General features: G+C 67.4%; 19 protein-coding genes, 2 tRNA genes, 1 other RNA gene and 1 pseudogene. 15 read left to right on the top strand and 8 right to left on the bottom strand.

Annotated features, from left to right (window positions below; genetic code table 11):
* Positions 1-488 precede the first annotated feature (488 nt).
* Positions 489-1,682 carry a M24 family metallopeptidase gene (locus tag AC1Q5A_RS08610; protein WP_492700170.1) on the top strand — a complete coding sequence of 398 codons (1,194 nt, stop codon included), beginning with the start codon at positions 489-491 and terminating at the stop codon, positions 1,680-1,682.
* A gap of 26 nt (positions 1,683-1,708) precedes the next feature.
* Positions 1,709-1,948, top strand: coding sequence for a hypothetical protein (locus tag AC1Q5A_RS08605; RefSeq protein WP_492700168.1), 240 nt, complete (start codon positions 1,709-1,711; stop codon positions 1,946-1,948).
* A 70-nt stretch (positions 1,949-2,018) separates the two neighbouring features.
* Here the strand turns inward: AC1Q5A_RS08605 and AC1Q5A_RS08600 are convergent, their stop codons facing one another.
* The gene (locus AC1Q5A_RS08600) at positions 2,019-4,718 is read right to left on the bottom strand and encodes a winged helix-turn-helix domain-containing protein (RefSeq protein ID WP_492700166.1); all 2,700 of its coding nucleotides are present in this window, start codon (positions 4,716-4,718) and stop codon (positions 2,019-2,021) included.
* Between the two features lie 176 nt (positions 4,719-4,894).
* Here AC1Q5A_RS08600 and AC1Q5A_RS08595 point away from each other — a divergent pair, with 176 nt between their 5' ends.
* Both AC1Q5A_RS08595 and lhpI read left to right on the top strand, forming a co-directional pair.
* Positions 4,895-6,196, top strand: a complete 1,302-nt coding sequence (locus AC1Q5A_RS08595; RefSeq protein WP_492700165.1) for a purine-cytosine permease family protein — start codon at positions 4,895-4,897, stop codon at positions 6,194-6,196.
* Positions 6,197-6,242: 46 nt separating this feature from the next.
* Complete coding sequence (gene lhpI / locus AC1Q5A_RS08590) at positions 6,243-7,217, top strand: bifunctional Delta(1)-pyrroline-2-carboxylate/Delta(1)-piperideine-2-carboxylate reductase (RefSeq protein WP_492700163.1); 975 nt, start codon at positions 6,243-6,245, stop codon at positions 7,215-7,217.
* A 187-nt stretch (positions 7,218-7,404) separates the two neighbouring features.
* Here the strand turns inward: lhpI and AC1Q5A_RS08585 are convergent.
* Positions 7,405-7,620, bottom strand: a pseudogene (locus AC1Q5A_RS08585) (transposase); the annotation flags it as partial.
* 139 nt (positions 7,621-7,759) lie between these two features.
* A tRNA-Pro gene (locus AC1Q5A_RS08580) sits at positions 7,760-7,836 on the bottom strand.
* A gap of 166 nt (positions 7,837-8,002) precedes the next feature.
* Here AC1Q5A_RS08580 and hisS point away from each other — a divergent pair.
* The 3 genes from hisS (at position 8,003) to AC1Q5A_RS08565 (ending at position 11,768) form a co-directional block, all read left to right on the top strand.
* Positions 8,003-9,382, top strand: a complete 1,380-nt coding sequence (gene hisS, locus AC1Q5A_RS08575; protein WP_492700161.1) for a histidine--tRNA ligase — start codon at positions 8,003-8,005, stop codon at positions 9,380-9,382.
* A 63-nt stretch (positions 9,383-9,445) separates the two neighbouring features.
* Positions 9,446-11,341 carry an HAL/PAL/TAL family ammonia-lyase gene (locus AC1Q5A_RS08570; protein ID WP_492700159.1) on the top strand — a complete coding sequence of 632 codons (1,896 nt, stop codon included), beginning with the start codon at positions 9,446-9,448 and terminating at the stop codon, positions 11,339-11,341.
* 28 nt (positions 11,342-11,369) lie between these two features.
* Positions 11,370-11,768, top strand: a complete 399-nt coding sequence (locus AC1Q5A_RS08565; RefSeq protein ID WP_492700158.1) for a DUF6165 family protein — start codon at positions 11,370-11,372, stop codon at positions 11,766-11,768.
* Between the two features lie 13 nt (positions 11,769-11,781).
* Here AC1Q5A_RS08565 and AC1Q5A_RS08560 read toward each other — a convergent pair whose 3' ends face one another.
* Complete coding sequence (locus AC1Q5A_RS08560; RefSeq protein WP_492700156.1) at positions 11,782-12,825, bottom strand: glycosyltransferase family 9 protein; 1,044 nt, start codon at positions 12,823-12,825, stop codon at positions 11,782-11,784.
* A 34-nt stretch (positions 12,826-12,859) separates the two neighbouring features.
* Between AC1Q5A_RS08560 and AC1Q5A_RS08555 the strand changes: the two genes are divergently transcribed.
* From AC1Q5A_RS08555 to AC1Q5A_RS08520, 8 genes are all read left to right on the top strand, one after another.
* Positions 12,860-13,597 (top strand): 3-deoxy-D-manno-octulosonic acid kinase, encoded by a 738-nt coding sequence (locus AC1Q5A_RS08555; protein ID WP_492700154.1) that lies wholly within the window; start codon positions 12,860-12,862, stop codon positions 13,595-13,597.
* Entirely contained in the window at positions 13,594-14,352 is a 759-nt protein-coding gene (locus AC1Q5A_RS08550) for an MBL fold metallo-hydrolase (RefSeq protein ID WP_492700152.1), read from the top strand. Before AC1Q5A_RS08555 ends, AC1Q5A_RS08550 begins: the two co-directional genes overlap by 4 nt.
* 293 nt (positions 14,353-14,645) lie before the next feature.
* Positions 14,646-14,735, top strand: a tRNA-Ser gene (locus AC1Q5A_RS08545).
* 82 nt (positions 14,736-14,817) lie between these two features.
* Positions 14,818-14,914: signal recognition particle sRNA small type (gene ffs, locus AC1Q5A_RS08540), an RNA gene on the top strand.
* Positions 14,915-14,995: 81 nt separating this feature from the next.
* Positions 14,996-16,672, top strand: coding sequence for a DNA polymerase III subunit gamma/tau (dnaX, locus tag AC1Q5A_RS08535; RefSeq protein WP_492700150.1), 1,677 nt, complete (start codon positions 14,996-14,998; stop codon positions 16,670-16,672).
* Positions 16,672-16,995: a YbaB/EbfC family nucleoid-associated protein gene (locus AC1Q5A_RS08530; protein ID WP_114342394.1), complete on the top strand. Its 324-nt coding sequence runs from the start codon at positions 16,672-16,674 to the stop codon at positions 16,993-16,995. The genes dnaX and AC1Q5A_RS08530 overlap by 1 nt, the downstream gene beginning before the upstream one ends.
* 105 nt (positions 16,996-17,100) lie before the next feature.
* A complete protein-coding gene (recR, locus tag AC1Q5A_RS08525) occupies positions 17,101-17,703 on the top strand; it encodes a recombination mediator RecR (RefSeq protein ID WP_492700148.1) in 603 nt (200 codons plus the stop codon).
* A gap of 24 nt (positions 17,704-17,727) precedes the next feature.
* Positions 17,728-18,072, top strand: coding sequence for a histidine triad nucleotide-binding protein (locus AC1Q5A_RS08520; RefSeq protein WP_492700146.1), 345 nt, complete (start codon positions 17,728-17,730; stop codon positions 18,070-18,072).
* A gap of 61 nt (positions 18,073-18,133) precedes the next feature.
* Here the strand turns inward: AC1Q5A_RS08520 and AC1Q5A_RS08515 are convergent, their stop codons facing one another.
* Genes AC1Q5A_RS08515 through AC1Q5A_RS08500 form a run of 4 tightly spaced genes read right to left on the bottom strand, consistent with a single transcriptional unit; the run spans position 18,134 to position 22,643 of the window.
* Positions 18,134-18,718, bottom strand: coding sequence for a Slp family lipoprotein (locus tag AC1Q5A_RS08515; protein WP_492700145.1), 585 nt, complete (start codon positions 18,716-18,718; stop codon positions 18,134-18,136).
* A gap of 48 nt (positions 18,719-18,766) precedes the next feature.
* On the bottom strand, positions 18,767-20,752 hold the full coding sequence (locus AC1Q5A_RS08510; protein ID WP_492700143.1) for a transglutaminase TgpA family protein: 1,986 nt from the start codon (positions 20,750-20,752) through the stop codon (positions 18,767-18,769).
* Positions 20,749-21,702, bottom strand: coding sequence for a DUF58 domain-containing protein (locus tag AC1Q5A_RS08505; RefSeq protein WP_492700141.1), 954 nt, complete (start codon positions 21,700-21,702; stop codon positions 20,749-20,751). Before AC1Q5A_RS08505 ends, AC1Q5A_RS08510 begins: the two co-directional genes overlap by 4 nt.
* Positions 21,702-22,643 carry an AAA family ATPase gene (locus tag AC1Q5A_RS08500; protein WP_492700140.1) on the bottom strand — a complete coding sequence of 314 codons (942 nt, stop codon included), beginning with the start codon at positions 22,641-22,643 and terminating at the stop codon, positions 21,702-21,704. The genes AC1Q5A_RS08505 and AC1Q5A_RS08500 overlap by 1 nt, the downstream gene beginning before the upstream one ends.
* Positions 22,644-22,685: the final 42 nt, after the last annotated feature.

Below are 22,685 nucleotides of genomic sequence, written 5' to 3'. Positions count from 1 at the left end.
GGCCGAGAGTAGGCCGCAACCAAGGCGCGGACAGGGCATACCCGATCGGGTGGCTGATGCGGCGGAGATTTGGAAAGAGCTTTTCGCGCTTATCCGGTCACGCGACACGGAGAAACAGAATTTGCGCGAAGATGCGAAGACGCGGAGAGGCGAAAAATAATCGGCGAAGGGTTTTTCTTCGCCATCTTCGCGCTTTCGCATGAAACCCCGGCTGACCTGTGAGCGATGAAGAATCTGCCTGATCGGGTAGGCGAAACCTCTTTGCCTTGACATGCCCACCCTTGGCGCCCATTGAGGAAGTCTCCTTTCCGAGCCTAGAGTTACATCGCGGCTGATCGGTCGACTGTCGATGCGGTGCGACTTTTTGAATCCGGGAGTATTGCGATGACTGAACAGCCGACAATTCCGGAGCCTCGACTCTTCCGTATTCCATCGAGGCGACCCCATCGCGGTGGCGGCCTCAAGCTTGGCATCGAGGCGGTGGTGTCATGATCGGCGGCTCGACGATACAAGCCGAACTAGCCTCGATCCGGCCCTGGGCGGAGCGCGCGCCGGCCATCGCCGCCGAGGAGCGGCAGGAGCGCATCGAACGCGCGCGCCGGCTGATGGCGGATGCGGGCGCCGATGCGTTGCTGATTGGCGCCGGCCACAGCCTGTCCTATTTCACCGGAATCGGCTGGGGAATGATCGAGCGGCTCGTGGCGATGGTGCTGACGCCGCGCGGGCGCCCTTACCTCGTTTGTCCGGCGTTCGAGCAGGGCTCGCTCGAAGCGATCCTCACGATAGACGTCGATCTGCGGCTGTGGGAGGAGCACGAAAGCCCTTCAGCGCTGGTCGCCCGTATCCTGCGCGAGACCGGAAGTGCCAACCTCGCGATCGACCCGACATTGCCGTTCGGCATGGCTGAGCAATTGCGCTCCGCTTCGCCGTCCGTCAGGGTTTTCGATGCCGCGCCGATCATCGACGGCTGCCGCGCAATCAAGTCACCCGCCGAACTCGCGCTGTTGCAACAGGCCAAGCGCATGACCCTGGAAGTGCAGCGGTGCGCGGCGCGCATTCTCGCTCCAGGTATGCGGACCAGTGAGGTACGGCGCTTCATCGACGAAGCGCACAAGGCGATCGGGAGTGCCGGAAGCACTTTCTGCATCGTCCAGTTCGGCCGATCGACCGCGTTTCCACATGGCCTGCCGGGCGACGACGTCCTCTGCGAAGGTGACATGGTGCTGATCGACACGGGCTGCGCGGTGCAGGGCTACAACTCCGACATCACCCGCAGCTACGTGTTCGGCCGGGCCGACGACGAGAAGCGCAGGATCTGGGAGATCGAAGCCGAGGCGCAGATCGCGGCCTTCGAGGCCGTCCGTCCCGGCGTCCCCTGCGAGGAGATCGATCGTGTTGCGCGTGCGCTGCAGGAGCGGCGCGGCCTCGGCCCTGGCTACCGATTGCCTGGAATGCCGCATCGGACCGGCCACGGCATCGGCCTTGCGATCCACGAGGCGCCGTACCTGGTGCGCGGCGACCGCACGCCGTTGCAGCCAGGCATGTGTTTCTCCAACGAGCCGACGATCGTCGTGGCCGGCAAGTTCGGCGTTCGCCTCGAGGACCATTTTTACGTCACCGAGAACGGCGCGGCCTGGTTCACCGAGCCGTCGCCCGCGATCGACCGGCCTTTTGCCGAATGAGCGATGGATTGACTGGAAGAACGGAAATGCCTGAAACCTTTCGCGCGGTCCGGTTCCACCGCACGGGCAATCCGCTGAAAGTGCTGGTGGTAGACGATTTGCCGTTTCGGGAATTGAAGGCAGACGAAGTCCGCATTCACGTGAAAGCGTTCACCCGAGATCGCCAATGGGCGAGCCTGGATTTCCTCGGGCCGACGCGGCGGTCGTTGCCGCACGATCTGGGTCCAGCGGGGGCGATCGGTCTGGGCCCTGATCCGGTGGCTTGAAAATATGGCTGCGGTGTAGGGCGGGTCGTATTCTGTGGATGCGGCCGGGTGAGGTTCTCACGCGACAGGATCAATTGGGCGCGTCCAGCGGCAAAGCGAGCCGATGCGCCGCAGACAGCGCGGCGGTGCGCGAGTCGACGCCGAGCTTGCGGTAGATCTGCTTCAGATGGAATTTCACTGTGTTCTCGGACAGGCCGAGCAGGCGCCCGATCGCCTTGTTCGAGCGGCCGTGGTGGAGTTCGCGCAGCACGTCGAGTTCGCGGCCGCTGAGCACGCTCGCATCATTGGCCTGTTGCGCACGCAATTCGCGCTGCACGCGTAGGAGAAAGGCGCGTGCGGCGCCCAGCGGCGGCAGGGCGCGGCCGTCGTTGAGCGCTTCGCGAATCAGCGCTTCAGCCGACGGTGGTAGATTGAAGAACAGGCCCACGGCGTCTGCGCCGCAGGCGAAATCGAGCGCGGCGGAGAAGCGTTCGACCGCGTCGGCGATGTCGCCCTGCGCCTTGCGCGCCAGCGCGGCGAGCACGCCGAGGCTCGCCGCCGCGGCGCGCCGGTCCTGCGTCACGCAGACGGTGATTTCGCGATCGGCCCATTGCAGCGCACGCGCGTATTGGCCGCAGGCGAGCGCGAGTTTCACCGCGGTCACTGTCCAGGCGTAACGTTCGCGCCAGCATTGGCTGGCGTCAGCGCGCAGGCGCGGTTCCTCGAGCGCGGCTGCGGCCTGGCCCAGTGCGGCATCCGGCGACGCCTTGCCGGTGTCGAGCTCGAGCTGCCAGGCATCGGCTAGGCGTTCAAGTTCGCGAAAGCCGCGCACGCGGGCATTGGCCCGGGCGCGCTGCAGCATGGCGCGCCCGGCCTCGCCTCCGCTCTGCGCGAAGGCGAGGCGCGCGGCAGTTTCGTAGGCGAGTGCGTAGATGTCGAACCAACCGTCCTGGCGTTCGATCGTGGCCAGCGAGGAATCGATCAGCGCGGCCGCTTCGTCGAGGCGATTGCGATGGTAGAGCAGCGGCGCGAGCAGGCTGCCCGCGGCGGCCTTGAGCATGCTGTCCGTGCCGAAATTCGCCTCGGCCAGTTCCAGCGTGCGGCGGTAGATGTCTTCGGCTGCGTCCCATTCGCCGCGGTAATAGAGGCTTTCGCCGAGATGAAACAGGCAATAGGTCGTGCCGACGACGCAATTGCCCGCCTGCATGTTGGCTATGCCGTCGCGGCTGTAGCGCTCGGCGCGGCCGAACTCGGCGAGGGCAAGGGAATCGATCGTGCTGATCGCCTGAGCAGTGGCGCGGGTGATGTGATCGTCGTCGGCGAGCGAGGCGATGAAACGGTCGATCTCCGCATGTCGTTCGGGTTTGCCCGACTCGTCGAGGTAGCCGACCCACAGCGCATGGACGATCGTGTAGCTGTTGCGTTGTTCGGTGTTCAGCGTGGCCAGGCGTGGGCCGACGCTCTCCAGGCAGCGACGCGCGTTCGACCATTCGCCGCGCTTGATGTCGAGGTAGGCCTGCAGCACGAGCAACAGCGGATCGTTCTCCAACGCCCCGCGCGGGAACAACTTGAGCAGATTGCTGACGAAGCCCTGGCCGTGGGTCAGGATGAGTTGCCAGCTGCGCGCCTCTTCGACGAACGCGATGGCACGAGCCGGCTCAGCCGCCCGCAGCGCTTGGCGTACGGCTTCGAGCAAGTCGCCGTGTCGGCGCAGCCAAACGGCTGCACGCATTTGTAGAACCGCGGTGCGCTCGGGATGGGCAAGTGCGAGACGGCCGCGCAGGAAGTCGCCGAACAGCGAATGGAAGCGAAACCAGCCGCGGTCGCGATCGAGCGGAATCAGCAGGGCGTCCAGGTGGGCGAGTCGTTCGAGCAGCGCGGCGCTGTCATAACGTTCGCGAACAGAGTCCAGCATCGGCGCATTAAAGCGGTCGAATACTGCCGCGTCCATGAGGAATTCCTGCAGATCATACGGCAGGTCGCGCAGCACCTGTTCGCTCAGGTAGTCGGCGATCTCTCCGCTTCGCTCGGCAAATTCGGGCAACGCGTGTTCGCGGCCACGCCGCATCCAGATGCGCGCGAGCTGCGACACCACTGCCCAGCCTTCGCTGCGCGCATAGAGTAGCGCGTGTTCTTCGGGCTCGAGCATGCCGTCGAACAGGGTCGCCGATTCCTGCAGGGTGAACATCAAGTCGGCCGCGCCGATCGTCTGCACGAGACCGCGCGCGATCAGTGCGGAGAGGTGGATCGACGGCCGGTCGCGCGAGCTGATCGCCAGATGTAGATTGCGGCCGCCGCGACGCAGGAGCATTTCCACGATCCCCGCTGCGGCGGGGCAGTGCGCGAGCTGGTAGTCGTCGAGGATCAGCACGACGGCACCGCGATTGGCGGCGATGCGGCTGAGCAGGGAGAGCAGGGTGGCCTTGGTCGAAGACTCGAGCAGGCCGTTCTCTGCGATCGTTTCGAGCGCGCCGACATCGAGCCCAGCGCGATGCAGCGAGAGGATGATGTTCGAGATCAATCGCGCCGGTTCGGCATCGTCCTCGTCGAGGGTCAGCCATGCAGCGGTGACGTCGGATTCGGACTGCAACTCAAGCCACCATTGCGCGAGCAGGGTGGTCTTGCCGAAGCCAGGCGGCGAGACCAGCAAGGTCAGCGCATGCTCGCGCCAGGACTTCAGGCGCGCCGACAACGCCGATCGCGTGGCCAGCGCTACGCGCTGGCTCGGCGGCTCTAGCTTGCCGACGAGGAGAATGCTCGATGCGGGCATTTTGGCGGGCTCGGACGGCATGCGGAAACCAACCTGAGGGTGATCTTGCGCCAAGCTGCATCTTGCATGGAGTGCGGCAAACAGGGAAGCCTTGTTTTATGTATCACTCGATCGGGTAGGTGACAGGAACGGGGTTATCTGCGACCCACCCCTATGCGCACTTGGCATGGGCATTTGCGCTAACTATATTCGGACAAATGACGAACAGTGCAAGCGACGAATCGGCTCAGGGATTTGCCCATAGTGCCGTTCCGGAAGAGGCGACCGGCCCTGCGCGGACAGTCTTCTTCATCGTTGCCGGCAGCTGCTGCGGTCTGCCGGTCTTCATTCTTTCCTCCAACGTGACTGCGGGACTCGGCTTCCGCCGCGCGCTTACAGCGTTCATCGTCGGCTCGATCATCAGCGGCGTGCTCGGCGGCCTGAGCGCGTATGCCGGCGCGCGCACGCGAATGTCGTTGCCGCTGCTCGCCCAGCGCACGTTCGGCCATTGGGGCGCGCAGGTGGTCAAGCTCGCGATCGCGTTGTCGCTGATCGGCTGGTTTGGCGTCATCGTCAGCGTACTCGGTGCGACCATGAGCACTACGGTGCAGCGCGTCTTCGCCGTCATCGTGCCGCCGGCGGCGATTTCGATTCCGCTGAGCGCTCTGGTTACCTTCGTCGTGCTCAAAGGCGTCACCGGACTGGAGCGGCTCGGCCAGGTGATCGTGCCGCTTACCGCCATCCTGCTTGCGATCGCGGCAGCGCTGACGGTCGGCAAGCTAGACGCCAACGTAAGCGGATTGGGCAGCGGCGCGCTCGGCTTCGGCGCCGCGGTGTCGGCGATCGTCGGTTCCTACATCGTCGGCATCACCATCCAGCCCGACTACGGCCGCTTCGTGCGCCGACCACTCGGCGCGGGTTTGGCCTGCCTCATGGCGCTCGGGGTGGCCTATCCGCTCGTGCTGTTCATGTCGGCGATCCCGAGCACGGCACTCGGTCAGCCCGATCTCATCGCCGCGTTGACCGCACTCGGCATTGGTCTGCCGGCACTCGGCTTGCTGCTGACTGGCGCGTGGATGGATTCTTCGGCCTGCATGTACTCTGGCAGTTTATCGCTGGCGAACCTGTTTCCGCGCTGGCCGTTGAACCGCATCGTCGTCGGCGTTGGCATCTTCGGCGCGGTACTCGCGCTGTTGCATGTCGAGGACCACTTCATGCCGTTCCTCGAATTGCTCAGTATTGCGCTGCCGCCCGTCGCCGCCGTGCAGTGCAGCGAGGCGATCCGGCCGACGCATCCGGTGCAGAGCACCACCGATGATCCCGCATTCCGCTGGTCGGCCATTGCTGCATGGATCGTCGGTACCGTGTTCGGGTTGGCGAGCGCGCACGCGGGAATTTCAATCACCGGCATCGCTACCCTCGATTCGATCATCGGCGCGCTGGCGGCGACCATCGTGCTGCACTGGTTCGCGACGTTTGCTGCGTCCTCGCGCGTTGCCGCGGATGCTGGCAAGCCCTGAGCGGTGTGACTGTCCGCGTGCGTCGAAGCAGATCGCCTAGCACCCAATGCAAATCCTCGACGCCGCCGCTACTCGCCACTATCTCGGTTTCCCCGCACTGATCGGTACTTTGCGCGCGATGTTCGTCGCCGGATGCGAGGTGCCGCAACGCCACATGCATGCTATCGCCAGCGGCGATGACGCTGCACCGAGCGGCACAGTGCTGATCATGCCGGCCTGGCGTGCGGGCCACTACTTCGGGCTGAAGACGGTAATGATTTTTCCCGGCAATGGCGCGCGCGGTTTGCCGGGTCTGCATTCGACCTATCTGCTCTACGACGCTACGACGGGACAACCGCTCGCGCAACTCGACGGCGACGAAATCACGTCCCGGCGCACGGCTGCGGCGTCCGCGCTTGCGGCAGGCTATCTCGCCCGCCGCGATGCGCGGCGTTTGCTCGTCGTCGGTGCCGGCCGCGTCGCGGCGCTGATTCCCGAGGCGATGCGTGCGGTGCGTCCGATCGACGAGGTCGTGGTCTGGAACCGCACGCGTGCCGGGGCCGAGCGTCTGACCGTCGCTTTGGGTGAGGTGGGGATTCCGGCGCGCGTAGGCGACGACCTTGCCGCGTGTGTCGCCGCAGCGGATATCGTGAGTTGCGCGACGCTGTCGAATGTCGCGCTGATCGAAGGCCGCTGGCTGACAAGCGGCACGCACCTGGATTTGATAGGCAGCTTCACGCCGGCCATGCGTGAGGCCGATGCGATGTGTTTTAAGCGCGCACGCGTGTTCGTCGACACGTCGGAGGCACTGGTCAAGTCGGGCGACCTGCTAGATGCAATTGCCCAAGGTGTATTCGCGTCGAACGATTTGCAGGGAACGCTGGCCGACATGTGCGCCGCCCGGTGCGTTGGCCGCCGCAGCGACGAGGAAATTACCTTGTGTAAGGCGGTCGGCACGGCACTCGAGGACTTGGCCGCCGCGGAACTGGTCTACGGCTATCTCCTAGGTGCGACTGAACAACCAACTTCGAAGCCGTTGTGACGGAACAAGTTAGTCTCCCGATCGGCACTCTCGTTGTACGCTCACTCTTGCCTATTTTTATGCACATGAAGCCGTCGCCTTTCGCAGCAAACAAGCACAAATGGTTTTGTACAGAGTCCCCACCTGGGAAAGAATCAGCCGATGAACTCTGTCCAAGCCCCCTAGCTTCACGTTTTACCCCGAAGCCCACCTTGAGCGCTTCGATGTCCAGATGCGCTTCGGCCAACAGCCGTTTGAGCCGGTCGTTCTCCGTCTCCAGTTCCCGCAGGCGATGGGCCTCGTTTGCCTCCATGCCGCCGTACTTGGCTCGCCACTGGTAGAAGCTGGCCGGGCTGAAACCGTGCTGGCGGCATAACTTCGCAACCGCCATGCCCGCTTCGACCTGCTTCAGGAATCCGATGATCTACTCGGTGGTGAATCGACTGGTGCGCCGGAGGTATGTTGAGGATATGCGCGGGACACTTTCGGGACAGTTGAGTACGAAAAAAGCCCGCTTTTGAGGGCGGGCCTTTCATCGACAAGCGACGTAACTGCTTGAATTTTGGTCGGGGTGACAGGATTCGAACCTGCGACTTCTACGTCCCGAACGTAGCGCTCTACCAGGCTGAGCTACACCCCGTGGGAAGCCGCGTATCTTAATGGCCGTTCGGGGAGTTGGCAACAGGTTCGATGCAACCGCCCGGGGATTTTTCTGCGGAAGGCCGATGGCGTTCTGTTAATCTTCACGGCTGCCGTCGCGCGCTTCGTGGCCGGGCGGAATGTTCCCATCGTCAGTAGAGGATTCCATGGCGCTTACCCCGGCCCGCACCATGCCCGGCGTGCTCGAGCTGCTGCCGCTCGACCAGATCGCGTTCCAGCGCATGCTCGACGTGATCCGCCGCAATTACGAGCGATTCGGTTTCCTCCCGGTCGAGACGCCGGTGATCGAGTACTCCGACGTGTTGCTGACCAAGAGCGGCGGCGAGACCGAACGGCAGGTGTACTTCGTGCAGTCCACCGGCGCACTCGGCAAGGCCGACGAGGGCACGCCCGAGCTGGCGCTGCGCTTCGACCTCACCGTGCCGCTGGCGCGCTACGTGGCCGAGCACGAGCGCGACCTGAGCTTCCCGTTCCGCCGTTACCAGATGCAGAAGGTGTACCGCGGCGAGCGCGCCCAGCGCGGGCGCTTCCGCGAATTCTACCAGTGCGACATCGACGTGGTCGGCAAGGACGCGCTGTCGGTGCGCTACGACGCCGAGATCCCGGCGGTGATCTACAGCGTGTTCCGCGAACTCGACATCGGCCCGTTCACCATCCAGCTCAACAACCGCAAGCTGATGCGCGGCTACTTCGAGAGCCTGGGAGTCGTCGACGGCGAGCAGCAGATGCTGGTGCTGCGCGAGGTGGACAAGCTGGACAAGCGCGGCGCCGACTATGTGCGCGACACGCTGACCGGCGAGGCGTTCGGCCTGGGCGCCGAGGTGGCGCAGAAGATCCTCGCCTTCGTGCAGGTGCGCTCGACCTCGCTGCAGGACGCGTTCGACCAGCTCGATGCGCTGGGCGCCGGCCCGGAAGCGATGGAGCAGGGCCGCGCCGAACTGAAGGAAGTGCTGGAGCTGATCCATGCCTTCGGCGTGCCGCAGACGCACTACGCGCTGAACCTGTCGATCGCCCGCGGCCTCGACTACTACACCGGCACGGTCTACGAGACCACGCTGAACGACCACCCGCAGATCGGCTCGATCTGCTCCGGCGGCCGCTACGAGAACCTGGCCGGCCAGTACACCAAGTCGCACCTGCCCGGCGTCGGCATCTCGATCGGCCTGACCCGGCTGTACTGGCAGCTGCGCGATGCGGGCCTGATCGATACGGCGAAGAGCACGGTCGACGTGCTGGTGACCCAGATGGACGAGGCGCAGCTGCCCGCCTATCTCGCACTGGCCGGCGAGCTGCGTGGCGCCGGCATCGCCACCGAGGTGGTGCTGGAAGGCGGCAAGCTGGGCAGGCAGTTCAAGTACGCCGATCGCGCCGGCATCCGCTTCGTGGTGGTGCTGGGCGAGGACGAACTCGCCCGCGGCGTGGTGACGGTGAAGGATCTGCGCCGCGAGGACCAGTTCGAGGTGGCGCGTGGCGAACTGGTCAAGACGCTGCGGGTGGAACTGGAGCAGGCCGCGGCGATGGGGTGAGTGCCCGGCCCGCCGTTGCCCGGCCAACTGCAACAGACAACGCAATCCATCCATGAGGCAGCAGTGAGCACAACCGATACCATCGTCCTCGACGGCAACAGCCTCACCCGCGCCCAACTGGTGGCGGTGGCGCGCCATGGCCACAAGATTTCACTGGCTCCGGCGGGGCTGGCCCGTGTGCAGCGCGCTGCCGATTTCCTCGCCGACAAGGTCAGCTGCGGCGAACCGACCTACGGCGTCACCACCGGCTTCGGCAGCAATGCCGACAAGCTGCTGGGTGCGCATCGCGTGCGCGACGAGTTGCCCGGAAATCGTCCCTCCGAAGGCACGCTGCTGGAGGAACTGCAGCACAACCTGATCATCACCCACGCGGTGTGCGTGGGCAAACCGTTCGGCGAGGATGTGGTGCGGGCGATGCTGCTGATCCGCATCAACACGCTGATGCGCGGACACTCCGGCATCCGGGTGGGCACGCTGGAGGCGCTGGCCGCGATGCTCAACGCCGGCGTGGTGCCGGTGGTGCCGGAGAAGGGTTCGGTCGGCGCCAGCGGCGACCTGGCACCGCTGTCGCATCTGGCCATCGTGCTGCTCGGCGGCGGCGAGGCGTTCTGGCAGGGCGAGCGCGTCAGCGGCGCCGAGGCGCTGAAGCGCGCCGGACTCGCACCGATCCGGCTGTCGTTCAAGGAAGGCCTGGCGCTCAACAACGGTACCGCGCAGATGCTGGCCACCGCCGCGCTGGCGCTGGATGCGCTGGAGCAGCTGCTGGATACTGCCGACCTCGCCGCGGCGATGACGCTGGACGCCTTCGCCGGCCGCAGCGGCGCCCTGCGTGCGGATGTCCACGCGCTGCGCCCGCATCCGGGCCAGGTGGAGACCGCCGCGCACGTGCGCGGACTGCTGGCCGATTCCACCCTGCTCGACATTCCGTATCACCTGGTGCCGCGCTTCAAGCCGTGGAGCGCCGAGGCGTGGAGCGAAGCGGACGACCAGGCGCTCAGCTTCGACATCGGCTGGGACTGGGTGCCAGCCAACCAGCGCCACGGCCGCGAGGCGTTCTACGCGCGCTTCCTGCCGTTCAAGGGCGGCAAGAAGCACCAGCCGCAGGATGCCTACAGCCTGCGCTGCATGCCGCAGGTGCATGGCGCGGTGCGCGACGCCTGGGCGCAGGCCTGCCGGGTGATCGACATCGAGTTGAATTCGGTCACCGACAATCCGCTGATCTTCCCTGACAACGATGACGCGCCGTTCATCGAGGAGCAGGTGATCTCGGCCGGCCACTTCCACGGCATGCCGCTGGCGCTGGCGATGAGCTACGTGAAGGCGGCCATCCCGGTGCTCGCCTCGATTTCCGAGCGCCGCCTCAACAAGCTGGTCGACCCGGCCACCAACGACGGCCTGCCGGCCTTCCTCACCGGCAACGAGGACGGCACCGATTCCGGCTTCATGATCGTGCAGTACACCGCTGCGGCGCTGGTCAACGACCTGGCGACGCGGGCGCATCCGGCCAGTGTGTATTCGGTGCCGACCAGCGCGAACGCCGAGGACCACGTCTCGATGGGCGCGAACGAGGCGCGCCACGTGCTGGAGATGATGGAAGACCTCGGTCACGTGCTGGCGCTGGAGCTGTACACCGCCGCGCAGGCACTGGACTACCGCCAGGAGATGCTGAACGCGGCGCGCCGGCTGGCCAGTCGCGGCGGCTGGCAGGCGCTGGCGGCGAAGATCGCCAACGCGCCAAGAGAAGGTCAGCCGCACTACGCGCAGTTCGTCGCCGAAGTGCAGCAGCTCGCCGCGGCACTGGCCGGCGCCGGCGATTTCCACGCCGGTGCCAGCGTGCGCGACGCGCATGCGATCCTGCGCCGGCACATCGGCTTCATGCACCGCGACCGCGCGATGGACGGCGACGTGCGCACGGTCTGCGCGCTGGTGCAGCAGGGCGCGCTTTGCCCGGCAGCATGATCCACCCTTTCCGACGGAAGCCAAGACCATGAGCCTGATCCAGACCCCAGTGTCCTACGGCGAGCTGATCGACAAGATCACCATCCTGGAGATCAAGTCGCGCCGCATCACCGACGCGGCCAAGCTGGCCAACGTGCGCAACGAACTGGACCTGCTCACCGCGACCTGGGCCGATGACGCGGCCTCGCGGACCGACATCGGCGACGAACGTGCGCGTCTGCTGGCAGTGAACGAGTTGCTGTGGGACATCGAGGACCGCATCCGCCTGAAGGAGAGGGCGCAGGCGTTCGACGCAGAGTTCATCGAGCTGGCGCGTTCGGTGTATTTCCGCAACGACGAACGGGCCGCATTCAAGCGCGAGATCAACCTCAAGCTCGGTTCGCAGCTGGTCGAGGAAAAGTCGTACCAGGATTACCGCGCGGTCTGACCCGGGTGCGTTCCTACAGCAGCCGCATGTCCTGTGCGGCGGCCTGGTAGCGTTCGATCACGTCGTCGACGCCGATCAGGTCCATCACGCCGGGCTTCTCGATCTTGCTGCCCCACGGTATCTCGCTGGCCGGCTTGCCTAGAAATTTGCGCGCAGCCTCGTCGTACTTGTCCACGCACCAGCGGCGGTCGGAATAGGGGCCGGAACGGTTCGGGTTGCTCGCCGCGTGCAGGCCGAGCACGCGGGTGCCCACGGCATTCGCCATGTGCATCGGGCCGGAGTCGGGGGTCAGCAGCAGCTGCGCGCGAGCGAGCAGGGCCAGCAGTTTTTTCAGCGTGTCCTTGCCGGTGAGGTCGAGCGGTGTCGACTTGCATGCCGCCAGCACGGCATCGGCCGTCCCGCGCTCGAAGGCGGATGGGCCGCCGACCAGGGCCACACGCCAGCCGCGGGCCGCGGCGTGGTCCATCACCGCGGCGTAGCGCTTCGGCCGCCAGTTGCGCAGCGCATGGCTGGAGGTGGGGCTGACCAGCAGAGTCGGCGTGCCGCCGGGCAGCTGTGCGGCGGCCCAGGCGTGCGCCTCGGCGGGAACCGGGATGTCCCAGCGCACCCGGGTCTGCTTCAGTCCCAGCGGCTCGCAGAAGCTGCCGATCGCGTCCAGCACGTGCTCGCCGGTGCGCGCGGGGATGCGCTCGTTGATCACCAGGCCATGCAGATCCTTCGCGCGGGCGCGGTCGTAGCCGATGCGCCGGTCGGCTCGGATGCCCAGGCTCAGCAGGTTCGAGCGCAGCGCCACCTGCATCTGCAACAGTGCGTCGAAACGCCGGTCACGCAAGGCCGCATGCACCGAGCGCATGCCGGCCCAGCCGGCGGCCTTGTCGAAGGTGACGAACTCCACGCCGGGCAGGTCGCCGACCAGCTTGCGTTCCAGCTTGCCGACGATCCAGGTCAGCGTGGTTTGCGGCCACGCCTGCTGCAGGGTGCGCAGCAGCGGCACCACGTGGGTGACGTCGCCGATGGCGGAGGTGCGCAGCAGGCAGATCGAAGAGGGGCTTGTCATCGGGCTGGGTTAGAATCCGGGGCAGTCACCGGGCATGATGATGCAGGAACGAACCCACAACGATGCCGCAGGCGTGATTCTGTTCGACGCCGAGGCATCGCCACAAGTCGGGCACGACTGGTTCGCGCCGGATTACTGGCGCGAGCGCGGTGCGCTGCGCACGCAGGCCGGTGGTCGTGGCGGCGTGGCGATCGTTGCCACGCCGGTGGGCGAATGCGTGCTGCGGCATTATCGTCGTGGCGGCCTGGTCGCCGCGCTGATGGGCGATCGGGATCGGTATCTGTGGACCGGGGCCGACCGCACGCGCCCGTTCGCGGAATTCCGCCTGCTCGCCGAGATCGCCCGGCTGGAGCTGCCCGGTCCGGCGGTGGTGGCCGCGCGGTATCGCCGGCACGGCATGTTCTACAGCGCCGACCTGATCACCCGTCGCATCGCCGACGCGCGGACGCTGGCCGAATGCCTGGCGGCAGGGAGGCTGGATGGCGAACTGGCGGAGGAGGTCGGTGCGCTGGTGGCGCGTTTCCATCGTGCCGGCGTCTGGCATGCCGATCTGAACGCACACAACGTGCTGGTGGCACCGGGTGAGCTGTACCTGATCGACTTCGATCGCGGCCGCATGCGCATCCCTTCCGTGGCCTGGCAACAGGCGAACCTGCAGCGTCTGCGCCGGTCGCTGCTCAAGCTCGGCGCGGCTGCCGGTGGCGAGGCGGCGTTCGAGAAGCGCATCTGGCAGCCGCTGCTCTACCGCTATGGGCGTACGCTAAACCCATGAACTGGCATCTGCATTTTCTTGGCGTGGGCGCCGCCCACGCGGTGGAGCTGGGCTCGTCGGCCGTGGTGCTGGAACGGGCCCGCGTACCGCTGCTGCTGGTCGACTGCGGCCCCGATACGCTCGACCGCTACCTGGCGGCGTATGACGCGCTGCCGCCGGCCATCTTCATCACACATACCCACATGGACCACGTGGCCGGGCTGGAGCAGCTGTTCATCCGCCTGTGGTTCGACCCGCACCTGCGCGGCACCACCCGGGTGTTTGTCCACGCGGCGCTGATGCCGTGGCTGCAGGTGCGCGTCGCCGACTACCCGGGGGTGCTGGCCGAGGGCGGCGTCAACTTCTGGGAGGCGTTCCGTCTGGTGCTGTGCACCCGCGGTTTCTGGCTGGACGGCCTGTGGTTCGACGTGTTCGCCACCCGTCACCATGTGCCGGGCACCTCGTACGGACTGGCGCTGGATGGCAGCTTCGTCTACACCGGCGACACCCGGCCGATCCCCGAAGTGCTGGCCAGCCGTGCCGGCGCCGGCGAAATCATCGCCCACGACTGCGGCCTGGTCGGCAACCCCTCGCACACCGGCATCGACGACGTCGAGCGCGAGTATCCGGAAGCGTTGCGCACCCGGCTGCTGCTTTACCACTACGGCAGCGAAGCCGACGGCACCGCGCTGACTTCACTCGGCTATCGCATCGCCAGCCCCGGCGAGCGGGTCGCCTTGCCCGCCCCGATGGAACCCAGGGCCGACGCTGGCTGAATCCGTGCCCGCTCGCTTGCCTGCATGGCCCTGCTGCCGTTATTCTTACCGACTCTTTGAAGGCTTGGATTGCCGCAAAGAGGGTCAAGTATGCGAAGAGGTGTCCGAGTGGTTGAAGGAGCACGCCTGGAAAGTGTGTATACGGCTTATCCCTGTATCGCGGGTTCGACAAATTCGTCTGGAACGAATTTGGACAGCCGCCAGGCTGGCCCCGAACGAAAGTGAGGGGTGAGGCTCAGGATGAGCCGAACAATCCTGCCCGGTGCGGGATGGTGGTGAAAGGTTAGTGTTGCGGAGAGGTGTCCGAGTGGTTGAAGGAGCACGCCTGGAAAGTGTGTATACGGTAAAACGTATCGCGGGTTCGAATCCCGCTCTCTCCGCCAGTTTCTGAACAAGCGCGACAGCCTGAAGCTGGCGCAGCCGCAAAACCAGCAAGCGTGCATCGCTTGACGTCCATGGTGGCCCCGTCGGTCCCCCCGCGACGATAGTTCGCAAACTCCGCCAGGTCCGGAAGGAAGCAACGGTAGCGAATGATTCGGGTGCCGGGGTGTGGCTGGCGGGGCCGCCGCCATTCCGGGGCGTGCTTTACTGACTTGTCTTCGCCGACTTGGCACAATCAACCTTTGCCCCAACGTTGGTAGCCATGTCCTATCAGGTACTCGCCCGCAAGTGGCGCCCGCGCAAGTTCGCCGAGCTGGTCGGACAGGAACACGTGGTGCGTGCGCTCACCAATGCGCTCGACACCGGGCGCATGCATCACGCCTACCTGTTCACCGGCACCCGCGGCGTGGGCAAGACCACCATCGCGCGCATCTTCGCCAAGTCGCTGAACTGCGAGCGCGGGCAGTCGGCCGATCCGTGCGGCGAGTGCGCGGTGTGCACGGCGGTGGACGAGGGGCGTTTCGTCGACCTGCTGGAGATCGACGCGGCCAGCAACACCGGCGTGGACGACGTGCGCGAGGTGATCGAGAACGCGCAGTACGCGCCGTCGCGCGGCCGCTTCAAGGTGTACCTGGTGGACGAGGTGCACATGCTGTCGAAGAACGCGTTCAACGCGTTGCTGAAGACGCTGGAGGAGCCGCCGCCGCACGTGAAGTTCCTGCTCGCCACCACCGACCCGCAGAAACTGCCGGTGACGGTACTGTCGCGCTGCCTGAAGTTCAACCTGAAGCGGCTGCTGCCGGAACAGATCTCCGGCCAGATGCGGCACATCCTGGGTGCCGAGAACATCGCCTACGAGGACAGCGCAATCGGCGAACTGGCCCGCGCCGCGGATGGTTCGCTGCGCGACGGCCTGTCGCTGCTGGACCAGGCGATCGCCTACGGCGGCGGCGCGCTGCATGCCGACGACGTGCGCAACATGCTCGGCAGCGTGGCGCGCGGGCAGGTGATCGGCGTGCTCGATGCGCTGGCTGCGGGTGACGGCGGGCGACTGCTCGCCGAGTGCACGCAGATCGCTTCGTACTCGCCCGACTTCGGCGGCGTGCTGGACGACATCGCCAGCGTGCTGCACCGGCTGCAGCTGATCCAGCTGATCCCCGGCTACCGGCCGGAAGAGGACGGCGCCGACGACAACGCGCTGGCGGCGCTGGCCGGGCGGATCGCCCCGGAAGACGTGCAGCTGTACTACCAGATCGCCACCGCCGGTCGCCGCGACCTGGCGCTGGCGCCGGATGCACGCACTGGTTTCGAGATGGCGTTGCTGCGCATGCTGGCGTTCCGTCCCGGCGACGGTGAGCCGGCTGTGCATGCCGAACGGCCGGCTGCAGCCAGTCCGGCAGCGACGGCACGTCCCGCGTCCGCGGCACCGGCCCGGCCGGCTGCCGCGGAAGAACGCCGGTACGAATCTCCGCCGCCGCGCGCGCCGGCGGCGCCGGCACCGCCGGCAGCTGCGCCGGTGGCGCGTGATGCCAACGGACTGCCGGACTGGGAGGCGCTGATCGAGCGCGCCGGCCTGCGCGGACCGTTCGGCCTGCTGGCGCAGAATGCGGTACTGCGCGAGCGCGATGGGCAGACCCTGGTGCTGGCGTTGCAGCCGGCGCACATGAGCCTGGCGGTTGAGCCGATGGTGAGCCAGATGGAGGAGCGCATCGGACAGGCGCTGGGCGAGCGCATCCGCCTGCGCTTCGTCAACAGCAGCCAGACCGCCGCCGCGCAGACTCCGGCGGCGCGCGCCGCGCAGGCGCGCGATGCGGCCCAGGCCGCGGCCGAGCAGGCGATCGAGGGCGATCCGCTGGTGCAGTCGCTGAAGCGCGAGTTTGGCGCGCGCGTGGTGCCGCAATCCATCAAACCCTATGACAACGAATCCGGAGCCGTGTGATGAGAGGACAGATCGGTCAGCTGATGCAGCAGGCGCAGCGCATGCAGGAAGACATGAAGCGCGCGCAGGAGGAAATCGCGAAACTCGAAGTCACCGGCAGCGCCGGCGGTGGCCTGGTCAGCGTGGTGATGACCGGTGCGCACGAGGTGCGTCGCGTGCAGATCGACCGGCAGGCGTTTGCTGACGACCCCGAGATGGCCGAGGACTTGGTCGCCGCCGCGATCAACGACGCGGTGAACAAGGTCGCCCAGGTCAGCAAGGACAAGCTTGGCGGGGTCACCGCCGGGATGAACCTGCCGGCCGGCTTCAAGATGCCGTTTTGAAGGCAGGAGTGAGTGCAGAGGAGTGAGGCTGCCTCGGCCTGCCGCTTCCCGCTTTTCTCTCACCCCTCACTCCTCACTCCTCTTCACTCGCTAGTTGGCTCATCCATGTCCTCCGGCTCCCCCCTTCTCGCCGAACTGATCGAAGCGCTGCGCTGCCTGCCCGGCGTGGGCGGCAAGAGTGCGCAGCGGATGGCCTTCCATCTGCTGGAGCGCGAGCGCGAGCGCGGAATGAAGCTGGCGGCGGTGATGGACCAGGCGATGCGGCGCATCGGCCATTGCGAGCGCTGCCGCAACTTCAGCGAGGAACCGCTGTGTGCGCTGTGCACCAGCGCCAGCCGCGACCGCCAGGTGCTGTGCGTGGTGGAGTCGCCCACCGACCTGGCGGCGATCGAGCAGGCCACCGGCTACCGCGGCCAGTATTTCGTGCTGATGGGACGGCTGTCGCCGTTGGACGGGCTGGGCCCGGAGGAACTCGGGCTGGCGCAACTGGCCCAGCGTCTGGGCGAAGGCGAGATCGAGGAGCTGATCATCGCCACCAATCCCACCGTGGAAGGCGAGGCCACCGCGCACTACCTGGCGCAGCTGGCCCGTGCCGGCGGGGTGCGGCCGACCCGGCTGGCGCACGGCGTGCCGCTGGGCGGCGAGCTGGAATACGTCGATCGCAGCACGCTGGCGCATGCGTTCGGCGGGCGGCAACTGCTCGATTGAGCGATTACCTTCAGGAAACCGACCATGAGCGACACGATTTTCAGCAAGATTGTCCGCCGCGAGATCCCGGCTGACATCGTCTACGAGGACGACGAGGTGCTGGCGTTCCGCGACCTGAATCCGCAGGCACCGGTGCACCTGCTGTTCATTCCGAAGCGACCGCTGGCCACGCTCAACGATGCGGCGGCGGGCGACGCCGCCTTGCTCGGCAAACTGCTGCTGGCCGCCGCGACATACGCGAAACAGGAGGGTTTTGCCGAGCAGGGTTATCGCACGGTGCTCAACTGCAACGAGGACGGCGGCCAGACCGTCTACCACCTGCACCTGCACCTGCTGGCCGGCCGGCGCATGCACTGGCCGCCGGGCTGAGTGCAGCTTCCGCGCCCCGCATGCAAGAACGCCGGCGCGAAGCCGGCGTTCTTGCATGCGCTTATTTCTTCGGCGGGGGCGGTGGAGGCGGCTGCACCACGATCACCCGGCGCGGGTAATAGCCGTAGTACGGATAGCCGCCCCAGTACGGGCCGAAGCCCGGTCCCCAGAACGGGTCGTAGAAGCCCGGCGGGTAGTCGACGATGACCGGGTGCTTCGGCCACAGGTAGACCACGTCGGCCTCCACCCGCGGGTAGGCGTAGTCGAAGTCACCCACTTTCTGCGACACCGTGCCATGCAGCGTGCCGGTGACGGTCAGCTCGCGGCCGCGGACGAACACTTCCGGATCGTAGAAGCCCTCGCGGCAGGCGACGAAGCGGCCCTGGTTCTCGCCGGCGTTGCCGGCCTTCGGGCGTGCCTGGCTGTCCAGCGGGCGTGACAGCAGGTAGAAACAGGTCTGCTGCGGGCCCGGTTCGGTCTTGATGATCTCGCCGCCCCAGCGCACGCGGGTGCCGCCCGCACCGCCTTGCTGGGCGCTGGCGGTGGAGACGTCGGCATAGGTGCCTTCCAGCGGCTTGGGCACCGTCGCGCATCCGGCCAGCAGGGCGAGGGCGGCGGCGAGGGTCAGTGGGCGGTACAGGGTCATGGGGATTTCTCCATACATGGGCGACGGCCTGTGCCGTCGCGTCGGCTCTTATTTGACCACGTTGACGATGCGGAAATCCCGCACGGCGCGCCGGAATGCGCGCAATGGTTCAGTGGGCGGTTCGTTGTGGGCATAACGCAGTTCCAGGTAACTCCTCGTCAGGCTTGCCAGTTCGTCGCGCTGGCCGGGCAGCGCCCGGGCCGCGCGGCTCAGGTAGTGCTGCGGGCCTTCGGCCGGGCGACGCGCGATGCCCTTGCGTGCCAGCTTCCGCTCCAGCTCGCGCAGCGCATCGCGCAGCGGGTCGCGTGGCTGTCGCCGCAACAAGGCCCACGCCAGCCCGACCGCGATGAACAGCACGCTACTGATCGCCAGCAGCACGCCGAGCGTCGCCGTATCGGTATCGCGGATGCCGAATGGCGTCAGCAGGCCGCGCTGGCGTAGCGCATCAAAATCGATAACGCCCTGACCCCACCAGCGGTTGACGATATCCCAGCGATTGCGCAGGCCCTGCAGCCAGTCGTTGCGGTACCAGGCCAGCTGGTTGCCGGCGGCGGCCGCGGCGCCCAGCGAAACCCGTTCCGGGCGCACCGCGCCGGTGGGGTCGACACGCACCCAGCCGCGCCCGGCCAGCCAGACCTCGCTCCAGGCGTGGGCGTCGGAATAGCGCACCAGCAGGTAGCTGCCCAGCTTGTTCCAGTAGCCGCCCTGGTAGCCGGTGACCACCCGCGCCGGGATGCCGGCGGCGCGCATCAGCACGGTGAACGCCGACGAATAGTGCTCGCAGAAACCCTCGCGGGTGTCGAACAGGAAGTCGTCCACCGAGTCGCGGCCCAGCGGCGCCGGCGCCAGCGTGTAGCGGAAACCGCCGTCGCGGAACAGGGCCAGCGCCGCTTGCACGATCGCCGCGTCGTCGCTGCCGTAGCGCTGCCGCCATTGCGCGGCCAGGGCGTGCGTGCGCGGATTGAAACCCTCCGGCAGGCGCAGGCCGAGGCGGCGCGAGCGTTCGTCCAGCGAGGGCTGCAACCGGTAGCGCAGGGCGGAACGCACGGAATAGCTGAGCGGATCGTTGACCGGCTTGTCGGCCATCACTTCGCGGTCGGTCTGCAGGGTGGCCCGGGGCGGTGCCTGCAAGGGCACGTCCAGCACCGGCAGCATGCGCTGGTGGGTGGGCTGCAGGCTGATCTGGTACTGGATCGCGCTGGCGGCCTCGACCGGCACCGGTTCCTGCGGGCTGGCGTGGCGGGGATCGAAATAGCGCCAGGCGCGGCCGTCGAAGTTCCACATCACGTAGGCGCGGAAATAGCGCTGCTCGGCCGGCGGTGGCGCACCATCGAAGCTGACCCGCATGGCGGGGTGGTCGTCGGTGAGCAGGTCGGTGAAGTTGCCCGGCGTCATGCTGTCGCTGAGGCCGGTGCGGGCCTGGTTCGGCGAGGGCGCGCCCCACAGCGGCGAACTCAGCCGCGGCACCAGCAGGAAGGCCAGCAGGGCCAGCGGCAGGGCCGCCGCGATCAGCGCCAGCGCCGGCAGCAACGCGTGCGGCAGGCTGGCAGCCGGCAGCTGCCCCGGTTCCAGTGCACGCAAGGTGGCCAGCGCGGGCAGCAGGCCCAGCGCGACCACCACGCTGGCGACCAGGCCCTGGTCGAACAGCAGCGCGGCCATCAGGGCGAAGCAGGCGAAGCTGATGCCGACGCGGACGTCGCGCGAAGTCTCGGTTTCCAGCAGTTTCAGCACCAGCAGGCCGACCGCCAGCGCCGCGCCCGGTTCGCGGCCGAAAATGCTGCCGTACTGCACGATCACGGTCAGCGTCAGCAGGGCGAGCAGCGGCAGCTTCAGCCAGCCCGGTACGCGGCCAGCGCGGTGCCGCCGTTGCCACCAGCGCCAGCCGAGGATCAGCGCAAGGGCCATGACCAGCCACCAGGGCATGTGCGGCGCATGCAGGCCCAGCACCAATGCCATGGTCAGGCCGAGCAGGTCGAACGTGCGGGCGTCGATCGGCCGCTCGGGCGATTTTCGGCGCGGCGCCGGCGGGGTCATGGCAGTTGCGCCAGCGCGTTCATGCAGCGCGCGTAGTGCAGCGGCCCGCTGCCGCTGGCGATCTCGTTGCCGGGCAGCCACAGGCTGTACTGGCTGCGTCGGGCCTGTGCCTCGTTCACCCAGCGTGCCAGGCGGGCGATGCGCGCTTCGTGGTCCAGTTCGCCGAGCTGGCGCCAGTCCAGCTGCCACTGCGGCTGGCTTTGTGGCTGCTCGAAATCCTTCACCAGCAGGTTGGCGTGGCGGGCGCTGGCTTTCCAGGCGATGCGCCGCTGTGGATCGCCGGCGCGGTAATCGCGCAGCGCGGCCAGTTCATCGCCGCGGTGCAGGCGCATGTGGCTGGCGTCCTCGGCGGGCGCGCGGGGAGGTGGCCCGGCGGCTTCCGGCCGCGGCCATACCAGCACCGACTGCTCCGGATGCAGCCAACTCCATGCATGGAACAGCCCCAGTGGCCAGGTATTCCACACGCGCAGCCGCGGCAGCGGCTGCCAGCCGCGCTGCGTGGTGGGCAGTCCCAGTTTCACCTCGGCGGTGGCTTGGCCATCGAGTGCGAAGGCCGTCGTGCGGTCGCCCAGGTCGATGCGGACGGCGTTGCGCGGGCGGCTGGAATCGAACGCCAGGGCGAGTTCGAGTGGTTGGCCGGCGACCGCGTGGCCGGCGCGGATGTGGGTCAGGCGCAGGCCGTCGAGGCTGCGGAAGGCCACCAGCATGCTGGCCGCGCTGGCCGCGCCGAGCAGGCAGGTGAGCAGCAGGCTGGCGTTGTTCGCGTAGTTCAGTGCACCGACCAGCATCACCAGCAGCAACACGGAAAAACCGAGGCCGAAGCCGGTCGGCACGATGTAGATGCGGCGCCGGTGCAATTCGATCGGCAGGCCCTCCGGGCGACGGTAGCGGGTGAGCGCGGGCAGTCGGCGCTCGGCCCGTCGCAACAGCTGCTGCAGCAGGTCGCGCATCAATCCACCGCCACCTCGGCCAGCAGCTGCCGCGCCAGCGTGTCGCCGTTGGCGCCGCGCACCGGCAGCAGGCGATGCGCGGCCAGCGGCACGAACAGTGCCTGGAGGTCCTCCGGCAGCACGTGGCCGCGGCCGCTGAGCAGGGCCCAGGCGCGCGCGGCGCCGAGCAGGGCCAGGCCGGCCCGCGGCGACAGGCCCACGCGGATGTCGGCATGTCGGCGGCTGGCGGCGAGCAGCCCCTGCAGGTAGTCGAGCAGGGCGGTACTGGCGGTGATCGCCTGCGCCTGCCGCTGCAGCGCGAGCAGGGCGCTGCCGTCGAGTTGCGGAACGAGCTGGGCCAGCAGGTCGCGCCGGTCCGAGCCGGTGAGCAGGGCGCGTTCGGCGGCGGCGTCCGGGTAGTCCAGCGACAGCCGCAGCATGAAGCGGTCGAGCTGCGAGTCGGGCAGCGGGAAGGTGCCGTTGAGGTCCAGCGGGTTCTGCGTGGCGACCACGAAGAACGGCTGCGCCAGCGCATGCGTCTGGCCGTCCACGGTGACCTGGCTCTCGGCCATCGCCTCCAGCAGCGCGCTCTGCGTCTTCGGGCTGGCGCGGTTGATCTCGTCGGCCAGCAGCAGCCCAGTGAAGATCGGGCCGGGGTGGAAGCGGAACTGGCCGGTCTCGCGCTCGTACACGCTGACCCCGATGATGTCCGACGGCAGCAGGTCGCTGGTGAACTGCACGCGCTGGAACTCCAGCGCGAAGGTGGCCGCCAGCGCATGCGCCAGGGTGGTCTTGCCCACGCCGGGCACGTCTTCCAGCAGCAGGTGGCCGCCGGCGATCAGGCAGGTGAAGGCGAGCTTCACCTGGCGCGGCTTGCCCAGCAGCACGCGGTTGACCTGGGCCATCGCGGCGTCCAGTCGCTGCTGCAGGGGTTCGTCGTGGGGCTGGGTCAACGCTGACATGGGGATCCGGCGTGCGGGTGGCGATGGGTGAAACGCAGTGTA

The sequence above is a fragment of the Rhodanobacter sp. GW835-FHT13D09 genome, assembly GCF_058793995.1.
This window is presented reverse-complemented; position numbering and strand designations above follow the sequence as displayed.

Excerpts from the sequence above, each read along its gene's own strand:
- AC1Q5A_RS08610 (WP_492700170.1), top strand. The coding sequence starts at position 489 with ATGATCGGCGGCTCGACGATACAAGCCGAACTAGCCTCGATCCGGCCC.
- AC1Q5A_RS08605 (WP_492700168.1), top strand. The coding sequence starts at position 1,709 with ATGCCTGAAACCTTTCGCGCGGTCCGGTTCCACCGCACGGGCAATCCG.
- AC1Q5A_RS08600 (WP_492700166.1), bottom strand. The coding sequence starts at position 4,718 with ATGCCGTCCGAGCCCGCCAAAATGCCCGCATCGAGCATTCTCCTCGTC.
- AC1Q5A_RS08595 (WP_492700165.1), top strand. The coding sequence starts at position 4,895 with ATGACGAACAGTGCAAGCGACGAATCGGCTCAGGGATTTGCCCATAGT.
- lhpI (WP_492700163.1), top strand. The coding sequence starts at position 6,243 with ATGCAAATCCTCGACGCCGCCGCTACTCGCCACTATCTCGGTTTCCCC.
- hisS (WP_492700161.1), top strand. The coding sequence starts at position 8,003 with ATGGCGCTTACCCCGGCCCGCACCATGCCCGGCGTGCTCGAGCTGCTG.
- AC1Q5A_RS08565 (WP_492700158.1), top strand. The coding sequence starts at position 11,370 with ATGAGCCTGATCCAGACCCCAGTGTCCTACGGCGAGCTGATCGACAAG.
- AC1Q5A_RS08560 (WP_492700156.1), bottom strand. The coding sequence starts at position 12,825 with ATGACAAGCCCCTCTTCGATCTGCCTGCTGCGCACCTCCGCCATCGGC.
- AC1Q5A_RS08555 (WP_492700154.1), top strand. The coding sequence starts at position 12,860 with ATGATGATGCAGGAACGAACCCACAACGATGCCGCAGGCGTGATTCTG.
- AC1Q5A_RS08550 (WP_492700152.1), top strand. The coding sequence starts at position 13,594 with ATGAACTGGCATCTGCATTTTCTTGGCGTGGGCGCCGCCCACGCGGTG.
- dnaX (WP_492700150.1), top strand. The coding sequence starts at position 14,996 with ATGTCCTATCAGGTACTCGCCCGCAAGTGGCGCCCGCGCAAGTTCGCC.
- AC1Q5A_RS08530 (WP_114342394.1), top strand. The coding sequence starts at position 16,672 with ATGAGAGGACAGATCGGTCAGCTGATGCAGCAGGCGCAGCGCATGCAG.
- recR (WP_492700148.1), top strand. The coding sequence starts at position 17,101 with ATGTCCTCCGGCTCCCCCCTTCTCGCCGAACTGATCGAAGCGCTGCGC.
- AC1Q5A_RS08520 (WP_492700146.1), top strand. The coding sequence starts at position 17,728 with ATGAGCGACACGATTTTCAGCAAGATTGTCCGCCGCGAGATCCCGGCT.
- AC1Q5A_RS08515 (WP_492700145.1), bottom strand. The coding sequence starts at position 18,718 with ATGACCCTGTACCGCCCACTGACCCTCGCCGCCGCCCTCGCCCTGCTG.
- AC1Q5A_RS08510 (WP_492700143.1), bottom strand. The coding sequence starts at position 20,752 with ATGACCCCGCCGGCGCCGCGCCGAAAATCGCCCGAGCGGCCGATCGAC.
- AC1Q5A_RS08505 (WP_492700141.1), bottom strand. The coding sequence starts at position 21,702 with ATGCGCGACCTGCTGCAGCAGCTGTTGCGACGGGCCGAGCGCCGACTG.
- AC1Q5A_RS08500 (WP_492700140.1), bottom strand. The coding sequence starts at position 22,643 with ATGTCAGCGTTGACCCAGCCCCACGACGAACCCCTGCAGCAGCGACTG.